This is a genomic window from Thermoflexibacter ruber, from assembly GCF_900113045.1.
In the GTDB taxonomy this organism is placed as follows: Bacteria; Bacteroidota; Bacteroidia; order Cytophagales; family Thermoflexibacteraceae; genus Thermoflexibacter; species Thermoflexibacter ruber.
On the sequence record NZ_FONY01000074.1, the window covers coordinates 1 to 10,085 of the forward strand.

Genomic DNA, 10,085 nt, shown 5'->3' on the forward strand with positions numbered 1-10,085 from the left:
TTAAAAGTAAATAACTTTAATGACGTAGCCAAAGACACTCTTGACGAATGGGTGTATTTTCTCAAAAACAGCGAAGTAAAAGACAATTTCAAGGCAAAAGGTTTGGATAAGGCAAAAGAAAAATTGCGTTATGAAAGCCTAACAGAAGAAGAAAAGAAAATGTATGACCGTTTTCAAGAAAACAGACGTATTGAAAACAGCGTCAGTTATACAGCCAGGCAGGAACGAAATGTTGAAATTGCTAAAAATTTAATTTCATTAGGTTCAGACAACGAATTTATAGCAAAAGCAACAGAATTGACAGTTGAACAAATAGAGCAACTGCGAAGTATTAAAAAATAAAAAACTGTGCCTAACATTGCATTTGTGGCAAGGTGGGCAGACGTGCTAATTTAAACTTTATTGCTTTCTATTTACTTTTGTGCTTTATGGGACAATAGTGCATCAAACCCACCCTGCACAAATGCTTTTCCGTTACACTTTCAATTCTTGGCAACACATTGTTGTAACTTTCAAAAATGGCGTATTGAAACTGTATCAAAATAATTCCTTAAAAGCCACCTATCAAACAGATAGAAAGTTTATTCCTGTTAATTCCTTACCAATTCAAATAGGCCGTTCTACAGTTGGCAATTATTTTATTGGAAAAATTGACGATATACGCATTTACAACAGGGCTTTGAGCGAAACAGAGATACAACAACTCTACCAACTGTAAAAATTTTGATAAAAGCAAATAAAAACAAGCACTTGCTTTTATTTTTTTCGTACCTTTGCAATAAAAACAAAAATATGAGCAAAAAACTGATTCGTTTTGATTGGGCAATTAAAAAGTTGCTTCGGAACAAAGCCAATTTTGGTATTTTGGAGGGCTTTTTATCGGAGTTACTTCGCTTTGATGTAACGATTGAAAGCATTTTGGAAAGTGAAGGCAATAAGCAAGACGAATACGACAAATACAACCGAGTAGATATTTTAGTAAAAAGCCAAAGCAATGAATTGATGTTAGTAGAAGTCCAAAATGACTCTGAAATAGACTACTTTCAGCGTATGATTTATGGTGTGTCTAAATTGGTTACGGAGTACATCAAAGAAGGCGAGCCTTATGGCACAATCAAAAAAATCTACTCTATCAATATTGTGTATTTTGGTTTAGGGCAGGGTAAAGATTATGTTTATGAATACAAAGGTGAGTTTATAGGCTTGCACGAACACGATATTTTGCTACCCACAACTTTGCAAAAACAAGATTTCAAAGTAGAAAAAGTATCTGATATTTTTCCGAAATACTACATTCTGAAAGTAAATAACTTTAATGATGTAGCCAAAGACACTCTTGACGAATGGGTGTATTTTCTCAAAAACAGTGAAGTAAAAGACAACTTTAAGGCAAAAGGCTTAGATAAAGCAAAGGAAAGATTGCGTTACGAAAGTTTGACAGAAGAAGAAAGGAAAATGTATGACCGTTTTCAAGAAAACAGACGTATTGAAAACAGTGTGAGTTATACAGCAAAACAGGAGAAAGCAGTCGAAATTGCGAAGAATGCAATTTTTGAAGGTTTTGACAATACAATAATTTCAAAATTGACAGGCTTAACTACTGAACAAATAGAACAACTGCGAACTGGGAAAGAGTAAAAACTGTGCCTAACATTGCATTTGTGGCAAGGCTAAGAGAACCATCAGACAATAAAATTGATCAAAAAAAAATTGGACGAGTTCAGAAAATTCATAGAAAACTATACGACACTTTCCGACAGCGATTGGAAAGTAACTTCTGCTTGTTTTGAAAAAAGAACTATTCAAAAAGACGAAATACTTTTACAAGAAGGAAAAATCTGCCGACATCTCTATTTTATTGAAAGTGGATTACTTCGTTATTATGTTAACAAAGATGGTAACAACATAACAAAATATTTTACCGAAGCCCCCTATTGCTTCACTTCACAAGTAAGTTTTACTGCCGAAACACCAGCGACAGAAAATATACAAGCCATTGAAAAATCAGTTATTTGGCAGACAACGTTAAAACAAGCCAATGACTTATTGGAACTTAAAAGCTGGAGTACCTTTGTTCGCAAACTCATTCAGGAAGTGCAGTATTATACCGAAGAAATCCTACAAGAAATTCAGACCGAAACTGCTGAAAACCGTTACAAGAAAATGATTGAAACCAATCCGCAACTGCTGCAAAGAGTGCCTTTAAAATATTTAGCTTCTTACTTTGGTATCGCCCCACAATCGTTGAGTAGGATTAGAAAAAAAATTGCCAAAGAAGACCGAACTTAACATAGGTGTAGTAGAAAGTTGAGTTGAACCAAGAATTTTGCATCATCATTTAAACTCAATTAAAAGATGAAGCAATTATTTCTAATCATTTCAACATTCTTCGTTATGCAGGCACAAGCACAACAAACCAATTACCATTTCTCTCATACAGATAGCACCCAAGCCACAAGCGACAAAATTTGGGCGGTATGGACAGACGTTCCCAATTGGAAACAATGGGACAAAGGACTGAAAGAAGCTACTTTGGAAGGCGATTTCATTGTCGGCACGAAGGGTAAACTTATACCCGATAAAGGACCGAAATCAAAATTTGTAATTAGCGAAGTAGTTCCCAACCAGTCTTACACTTTTAAAACCAAAATCCCTTTTGGTTGGCTTATCATCAAGCGAAGTTTAGAAGTTAAAGAAGGCAAAACGTTTTTTACTCACGATGTAGAGTTTACGGGTTTGCTCAAAAAAATTTTAGGGAAACGTTTAGGCGTAAATTACAAGAAAATGTTGCCTGACGTAATGGCGGACATCAAAAAGATTGCAGAAAGCAAATGAAAAACTTGATTTTACTTGTTTGTGTGTTTGCCTTTCACTTCACGAAAGCACAAACAAAATCCGATATTACGCCATCAGCAAACGTGCGGCTAAGTTTTCTAATTTTCCCTTTCACGCCACTTTTGACAGTTGAAGTGCGTACCATAGGCAACTTGACACTGCAATTTGAAAGTAATTTTGTGAATACTCACGGAGCAAATCTCAAATACTTTATCAACAACCGAATGGACGGACATTATGTCTTTATGGGCATTGCTTTGGTAGATAACAAGCTATTGCGTGAAGATGGCAAAACGACCTTCCTGCCTTATGCAGGCTATGGATATGCTCATAGGTTTGGGCACCGCAGGCAATGGACTTTTGACAGCAGAATTGGAATAGGACCTACCACCAATGCTGATAACAACTCTATCTATCCTGTGATAAAGACAGGCGTGGGTTATCTTTTTTAAAGTTTAAATCTGAAAATATGACAAAATTATCTCTATTGTTAAACATCGTGGTGCTAATACCGGTCTGTGCAGGTATTTTTACAAATGCAAATTGGACGCTTGTAAGTTATGGAAATAACACACCCGCAAGAAGTATTCTGCTTTCGGTATATTTAGCCATATTAGTTGTTTCAATCATTCTACTGCTAAAGCCCGACCCAAAAATGATTACTGCCCTGCTTTGTGTGCAAATCATTTATAAATTCATTACACCTTTTACGGTAGGCTCAATATCAAATCCGGTAGTCATCAGCAATATTTTCATTGCAATTTTTCATTGCTTCACAGTCTTTTTTATTTGGAAAGACGGTATGCTTTTGAAGTAACTTCAAATTGTATTTATCAGTTCAGGTTGGGCTTTCTGCAATTCCTTGGTCGGATTGGGCTAAATAGCTAAATTAAACATTCAAAAGTGGGTAACATTTTACCTGCTTTTGAGTTTTATTCTAATAACCTAATTCTAAAATGTTATGCACGAAAGCCTTTTAAACATTATCCAAAGCAAAGTTAAACTCTCTGAAAAAGACATAGCTCTTTGTACCGAATATTTTGAGCCTGTTATTTTTCCCAAAAACAGGGTTATTGAAGAAGAAGGAAAAATTCCCCAATATTTATATTTTGTAGTATCGGGTTATTTACGTTTATTCAGTTACAACGAAAACGGAGATGAAATCACCACGCATATCAACTGCCCACCGGGGTTCATTACATCTTACTTTAATTTTATCAACCAAACCAAAGCCAATGAAAATTTGGAATGCATTACTCAATGCGAACTTCTTAGAATTACAAAAAACAATTTAGACCTACTTACTGCTTCCAGCGAAGCTATCAAAGATTTCAGTATTTTGGTTTTTCAACAATCTATTGCCTATAACGAGAACCGTTCAAAAGAACTGGCGACCCTCACAGCAGAACAACGCTACCTAAAACTTATAGATAACTACCCGCACATTATTCATAACGTTCCACTTCAATATATTGCTTCCTATTTAGGAATGAACGCCAAAAGTTTGAGCAGAATAAGAAAGCAAATGATTAAGTAACATTTGCGAAGTGTATTTGAAAAAGCATTGCAGAATTTTGTGTCATCATTTAAACATTTAAAATAGTATGGCACAACACAATTTAGCTTTAGTTACAGGTGCAAACGGTCATCTGGGTAACAATCTTGTTAGGTTACTCATTGAAAAGGGCATTCCCGTAAGGGCATCAGTTCGCAACATCAAAAATAAAGAGCCTTTCATAGGCTTAGACTGTGAAGTAGTTCAAGCAGACATCACCGACAAAAATTCACTGTTAAGAGCTTTGCAGGGCGTTGAGACTTTTTATGCAGTTGGTGCGGCTTTCAAACTATGGGCGAAAGACCCCAAAAAAGATATTTATGATGTAAATATGCAAGGCACTCAAAATCTTGTAGAAGCAGCAGCCGAAGCAGGAGTTAAGAGAATAGTTTATGTAAGTTCCATAGCCGCCCTGAACTATACTCATACACCCACTAATGAGAATAATGGCTACAATCCTGACCGCAGAGATATGTATTACAATTCAAAAAATGATGGTGAAAAGTTGGCTTTTGAATTAGCCAAAAAACACAACATTGAATTGGTGGCAGTTTTGCCTTCGGCTATGATTGGTAGCGAAGCATTTGGCAATTTAAGTGTGTCCTACAACGTTATTAACCTGATTTTGAAAAAACAAGTGCCCGTTGAAACCGACATTAAACTGAATTGGGTAGATGTAAAAGACGTTGCCGAAGGTTGTTATTTGGCTGCAACCAAAGGAGTAAATGGAGAACGGTATATTTTAGCTAATGAAAAATGCACTTCAATCAAAGAAACCACCCAAATTGCTCAAAAACTTTTTCCTGAACTAAAAATTAAATTGCCGATTGCCGTTCCTAAGCCCTTACTATTTCTCATTGCTTGGTTTATGGAAATAGGAAGCAAATTTACGGGTAAAGCACCTCTGCTTAGTGTGAAAGATTTGGCAATGTTTTCAGGCTTGCAACAGGACTTTGATATTTCCAAAGCAAGAAAGGAATTGGGCTTCAATCCCAAAAAACCCGAAACAGCGATAAAAGAAGCAATGCATTATTTGAAGAACAAATCCGTATTAGTTTTGATATTGTTTTCTCTATTCTCAACCGTATCATTTGCCCAAACAATTCTTGTAAAATCAGATACCACCAAGATTTTTGTGTCCTTAGAAACCGACCCTGCATTTTGGGCTGGAACTCTGCCCAATGGTTTAGGGTTTGACGCAAATCTTGATTTCAGATTAGCAAAATACCCCCGATTTAGATTTGGTATTTTGGGATATACGGGCAAATGGAGTGGAGATTTTGGCAAAACCATTTTACTGACAAATGATTTTTACGAAAACGATTGGACAACGCAATGGAACGGATTTGGTGTAGAAGCTCAATATCAGTTCAGATTTGGTTTAGAAAGGGGTGGCTTACAACCCGGACTCAGGTTGCAATGGAATCAATTTATCTACCAACAAAACAATACTAAGAAATGCGAAGCAAACCACTTTGTTATCACCCCGCAAATTGGATTTCAATGGTTTCCGTTCAAAAAAATCGGCTTGTATCTCTTGCCTTGGGCAGGAGTTCAGATTCCAACATTAGGAACGGACAAATTGACCAAAAACGGAGAAGAAAGAGCTACCAGAAAGCTAATGCCGGTGATTACGGCTCATATTGGTTGGGAGTTTAAATTTTGAAAAGCAGGTTTCTAAATAAATTTTTCTAAAAAACTTGTATATTGTTGTCGCGTATATTATATTTGCGACAACATATTAAATAATTCAAAAAATGGATACAGTAACAACAATCGTAAGAATTCTCTTAGGGCTTATAATGGTCGTATTTCCGGTTAACGCCCTTTTTATCAAAGCATTTAAGCCTAAAATGCCTGAAAAGGCTCAATTGGTAATGGACACACTCAGAGATACGGGCTATCTTCTGCATTTCATTCAAGGAACTGAATTGGTCATCGGTATCCTTTTATTAACGGGCTATTTCACACCACTTGCATTACTTATCTTAATGCCAATTTCAATCAACATTTTATTGTTTCATATTTTTCTTGCACCGCCTGTTGTTGGTCCTGGGTTATTTATCTTTTTGATGAATGCCTTTTTAATGTGGTCTTATCGTGCAGAATATTTAAACCTTTTAAATCCATAACATTATGAAATACTGGATAATAGTCGCCTCAAAAGACCACGTTCAAAAGGGTATTCAGGACGGTATAGCACAGGCTTGCCACGGTAAAGCATCACCTTTAAAGAGAATGAAACCAAAAGACTTTGTGATTTTTTACTCAGGCAAGCAAACCTTTGGCAAACCTGACAAGTGTCAAGAGTTCACTGCTATTGGTCAGGTAGCAGACGAAGAAATCTACCAATTCCAAATGACAGAAGACTTTTGCCCTTTCAGAAGAAAAATTGACTTTCTTGAAAATAAGTGTATCTCTATCTTACCTTTGATAAACGATTTGCAATTCATTCAAAACAAAAAAAGTTGGGGTTATCCGTTTCGTTTTGGTTTCTTTGAAATTAACCAACACGATTTTGATTTAATTTCATCACAAATGCTTCAACATCATTATGTCTAAAGAAATTGAATTTCATTTTAAAAGTCCTACCGATAGTCCGGGATATTTATTAGGACAAGTTACAATGCTATGGCAACGTAAACTCAAAAAGGTATTAGACCCCTTAGATTTGACACATACGCAATTTGTTTTATTGGCATCTTTGGGTTGGTTATCAAAAACGAATGATAATGTAACACAAGTTGATATTGCCAAACAAAGCAACGCAGACAGGATGATGGTTTCAAAAGTGTTACGAACATTAGAAGACAAAGATTTTATCACAAGACAAGAACACGAAACTGACACCAGAGCTAAAACCATAAAACTGACAAACAAGGGTGAAAAGATTTTACAAAAGGCACTAGTAGCAGTTGAAAACGCTGACTTGGATTTTTTTTCTTTCTTAGACTCAAAACTTGCATCATTTAATAAATATTTGGTTCAACTCATTGACAAAAACCAAGACTAAAAGCACTACCGCTAACAGCGGTTTGCCGCAAGCGGGGGTTCAGTGCATCGATTGACAGTTTTTCGTATAATTGAAGTGCGGTTTTCCAAATCAACGGTAGTTCTAAAAAGCCCCGCCTGCGGCAAGCCGCCAAACGTTGTTTCGCAATGCCTCGCTCCGCTCGGCACTGCGAAACAACGGGGCGGAGATTACATCTCTTGTTGTACGCAGTGCCTCCGCTTCGCTTCGGCACTGCGTACAACAAGAGATTTGCAGAAATTCTGAAAATTTTTCTTCGCTTCGCTCAGAAATTTTCAGAACTTCGCAAATCTCCGCCCCGTTGGCTGATATTTTAGAAACGGAAACCAAAAAAATAGTAACTTTGCGAAAAACAAGCGATATGACAAAAGCAAGACCATTTATAAAGTGGGTAGGTGGTAAAAACCAACTTTTAGAGCAATTTGAAAACTACTACCCCAACGAACTTAGAAAAGGTATCATCAAAAACTATGTTGAGCCTTTTTTGGGTGGTGGTGCTTTGTTCTTTGCTCTTTCGCAACGCTACAAAATTGAAAATGCTTATTTGTCAGACCTCAACAAAGATTTGGTTTTGACTTACCAAGTCATTCAACAACGCCCTAATGATTTGCTTGACTTTTTGGAGCAGTACCAAAAAGATTACGACCAAACCGAACAAGAAAAACGCAACGACTTATTTTTAGCAGTTCGCAAACATTTTAACTTGCAACGATTTGAGATAAACTATAAAAAATTGTCTGATAATTGGATTTCACGAGCAGCACAATTTATATTTTTGAACAAAACTTGCTTTAACGGACTTTTTCGTCTGAACTCAAAAGGTGAGTTTAATGTGCCTTACGGAAAGTATAAAACAGCAATGATTTTTGACGAGCCGAATATTTTGGCTGTTTCAAAAGTTTTGCAAAATGCTGAAATACATCAATCTAATTATTCAAGTTGTTTTGATAAAGTAAATGAAAATACTTTTGTTTATTTTGACCCGCCTTACAGACCTATAAGCCAAACGGCAAGTTTTACGACTTACACAGGTGCGGAGTTTAAGGACAAGGAACAACTACAATTAGCCCAATTTTTCCAAAAATTAGACCGAGAGAAAGGGGCAAAATTGATGCTTTCCAATTCAGACCCCAAGAACGAAAATCCCGAAGATGACTTTTTTGAAAAAGCTTTTTCAGGCTACAATATTTTCAGAGTTTCGGCAGGTAGAGCTATCAATTGCAATGGCGACAAGCGTGGGAAAATCAACGAACTGATAATCACTAACTATCCATATGAACCACAAACCTTGGCAATCAATTTTTGATACCTACAACATTCACGAACACGATTTTTCAAAAAGTCCATTTATTTTAACAGCCGAACAAATCAAAAAAGCGACTGCACATTTCACAAGCACCACCGAAAGAGAAGTTCGTGTTTTGTGCAAGCAAGACACCAGAGAAAGCAGACCACAGGTTTTTGTGGATAACAATTTGTTCATTTTGCCAATCAAAAACGGTGTTTACACCATTTTACAAGGCGAAGGTTACATTGACATTCCAGAAATTACAACAGACGCAACCATTTACAAATCCAAACTTGATTTTGAGTTAGAAACCTCGCAAATCGGAAATTCAGAAATGCAACATTTGGATTTTGCGTATGCGTCAAGTTTGGTGCGTAGTTTTTTGGAAGATGAAAGTTTGGTTTTGACTATCAGGGGCAGAAAATATACGCCAAAGTTTGAGTTTTATGCAGGAAAACACAAACAACTTATCACAACAGAGAGCGTGCAAACAGAAGTAGATGCAGGTTATGAAGGCAGAAATCAAATTGTTTTGACGGTTCGCCGCTGCGATAGAAGCCAAAAATTCTGCAACTAAAAATACGATAATCAGGCAGTTGTATTATCCGTTTCGTCAGTGGCAAATTCACACCAAAAAGAAAGTAAATATACTTTTCTTTGAAAAACGTAAAGACATTTATTCACTGTGGGAGTTTGGTTTTGCAGACGAAAACGATTACAACAGCATAGAACTTTTGAAAAGTGCGAAATTTGAGATACAGAACAAATAAAAAACATCAGCCAACATTATGTTTGCGAAAAGGCGGGCTGATGTGCGTAATTTAGGCTTTGGTGCTTTCTATAAACTTTGTGCGTGTGGAAACGGTAGTGCTACTAAGCCCGCCCTGCACAAATGCTTTTTCGTTAGGCGATACTTAGAAACGCCAAAGTTTAAACCTAAAACTTAGATAATGTTTTGCGAAGAATAATTTTTGTATTTTAAGAAGAATCGCTTATCTTATTGTTTCATCAACAACAGTAAGAAAATGAGAGCAAAATTTACTCCCCTAAGCGATTCTCAACGGTTCGCCGCTGCGATGGCAATATATGGAAAAAATCATTGGCAAACGCAGAAAATCTATACATTCTTTGCGTGATATGGTTAATGCAATTTTATATCTGAACTACACGGGTGTGCAATGGCGTAATTTGACCTATCAAAATATTGCATGGCAGACGGTTTACTATCATTTTAGGCAATTCAAAAAATGTGGTATTGGGGAACAACTCTTAGATTGTCTGGTAGTAGATGTGCGTTTAAAAAAAGGCAAACAGGCAAGTCCAAGTTTGTTAGCCATTGATAGTCAAAGTGTTAAAACCGTTCAGTTTGTCAGTGA

The 10,085-nt window shown here is 36.4% G+C and carries 18 protein-coding genes; 17 read left to right on the top strand and 1 reads right to left on the bottom strand.

The window, feature by feature from the left end:
- The 12 genes from BM141_RS23270 to BM141_RS21430 form a co-directional block, all read left to right on the top strand.
- On the top strand, positions 1-342 hold a 342-nt coding region (locus tag BM141_RS23270; protein WP_449441467.1), incomplete at its 5' end, for a hypothetical protein.
- 121 nt (positions 343-463) lie between these two features.
- Positions 464-718, top strand: a complete 255-nt coding sequence (locus BM141_RS21380; RefSeq protein WP_143091058.1) for a LamG domain-containing protein — start codon at positions 464-466, stop codon at positions 716-718.
- 74 nt (positions 719-792) lie between these two features.
- Positions 793-1,638 (top strand): Rpn family recombination-promoting nuclease/putative transposase, encoded by an 846-nt coding sequence (locus tag BM141_RS21385; protein ID WP_091549487.1) that lies wholly within the window; start codon positions 793-795, stop codon positions 1,636-1,638.
- A gap of 72 nt (positions 1,639-1,710) precedes the next feature.
- The gene (locus BM141_RS21390; protein ID WP_091549496.1) at positions 1,711-2,289 is read left to right on the top strand and encodes a Crp/Fnr family transcriptional regulator; all 579 of its coding nucleotides are present in this window, start codon (positions 1,711-1,713) and stop codon (positions 2,287-2,289) included.
- 66 nt (positions 2,290-2,355) lie between these two features.
- Positions 2,356-2,835 (top strand): SRPBCC family protein, encoded by a 480-nt coding sequence (locus tag BM141_RS21395; RefSeq protein ID WP_091549488.1) that lies wholly within the window; start codon positions 2,356-2,358, stop codon positions 2,833-2,835.
- Entirely contained in the window at positions 2,832-3,287 is a 456-nt protein-coding gene (locus BM141_RS21400) for a hypothetical protein (RefSeq protein ID WP_091549489.1), read from the top strand. Before BM141_RS21395 ends, BM141_RS21400 begins: the two co-directional genes overlap by 4 nt.
- Positions 3,288-3,304: 17 nt before the next feature.
- The gene (locus tag BM141_RS21405) at positions 3,305-3,652 is read left to right on the top strand and encodes a hypothetical protein (protein ID WP_091549490.1); all 348 of its coding nucleotides are present in this window, start codon (positions 3,305-3,307) and stop codon (positions 3,650-3,652) included.
- A 144-nt stretch (positions 3,653-3,796) separates the two neighbouring features.
- Entirely contained in the window at positions 3,797-4,372 is a 576-nt protein-coding gene (locus BM141_RS21410; RefSeq protein WP_091549491.1) for a Crp/Fnr family transcriptional regulator, read from the top strand.
- Between the two features lie 67 nt (positions 4,373-4,439).
- Complete coding sequence (locus BM141_RS21415; protein WP_091549492.1) at positions 4,440-6,056, top strand: NAD-dependent epimerase/dehydratase family protein; 1,617 nt, start codon at positions 4,440-4,442, stop codon at positions 6,054-6,056.
- Positions 6,057-6,147: 91 nt separating this feature from the next.
- Positions 6,148-6,522, top strand: coding sequence for a DoxX family membrane protein (locus BM141_RS21420; RefSeq protein WP_091549493.1), 375 nt, complete (start codon positions 6,148-6,150; stop codon positions 6,520-6,522).
- A gap of 4 nt (positions 6,523-6,526) precedes the next feature.
- Entirely contained in the window at positions 6,527-6,952 is a 426-nt protein-coding gene (locus BM141_RS21425; RefSeq protein WP_091549494.1) for an EVE domain-containing protein, read from the top strand.
- Entirely contained in the window at positions 6,945-7,403 is a 459-nt protein-coding gene (locus tag BM141_RS21430) for a MarR family winged helix-turn-helix transcriptional regulator (RefSeq protein WP_091549495.1), read from the top strand. The genes BM141_RS21425 and BM141_RS21430 overlap by 8 nt, the downstream gene beginning before the upstream one ends.
- Before the next feature lie 102 nt (positions 7,404-7,505).
- Here BM141_RS21430 and BM141_RS22685 read toward each other — a convergent pair whose 3' ends face one another.
- Positions 7,506-7,751, bottom strand: coding sequence for a hypothetical protein (locus tag BM141_RS22685; RefSeq protein ID WP_143091059.1), 246 nt, complete (start codon positions 7,749-7,751; stop codon positions 7,506-7,508).
- Positions 7,752-7,782: 31 nt separating this feature from the next.
- Between BM141_RS22685 and BM141_RS21435 the strand changes: the two genes are divergently transcribed.
- The 5 genes from BM141_RS21435 to BM141_RS21445 form a co-directional block, all read left to right on the top strand.
- Positions 7,783-8,727, top strand: a complete 945-nt coding sequence (locus tag BM141_RS21435) for a DNA adenine methylase (RefSeq protein ID WP_091549497.1) — start codon at positions 7,783-7,785, stop codon at positions 8,725-8,727.
- Positions 8,696-9,286, top strand: coding sequence for a type II restriction enzyme (locus tag BM141_RS21440; protein WP_221407732.1), 591 nt, complete (start codon positions 8,696-8,698; stop codon positions 9,284-9,286). Before BM141_RS21435 ends, BM141_RS21440 begins: the two co-directional genes overlap by 32 nt.
- A gap of 19 nt (positions 9,287-9,305) precedes the next feature.
- Positions 9,306-9,479 carry a DUF6997 domain-containing protein gene (locus tag BM141_RS23835; RefSeq protein ID WP_394331699.1) on the top strand — a complete coding sequence of 58 codons (174 nt, stop codon included), beginning with the start codon at positions 9,306-9,308 and terminating at the stop codon, positions 9,477-9,479.
- 18 nt (positions 9,480-9,497) lie between these two features.
- The gene (locus tag BM141_RS23275; protein ID WP_177217501.1) at positions 9,498-9,656 is read left to right on the top strand and encodes a hypothetical protein; all 159 of its coding nucleotides are present in this window, start codon (positions 9,498-9,500) and stop codon (positions 9,654-9,656) included.
- A 139-nt stretch (positions 9,657-9,795) separates the two neighbouring features.
- Positions 9,796-10,085: transposase (locus BM141_RS21445; RefSeq protein ID WP_143091060.1), on the top strand; the 290-nt coding region annotated here is incomplete at its 3' end.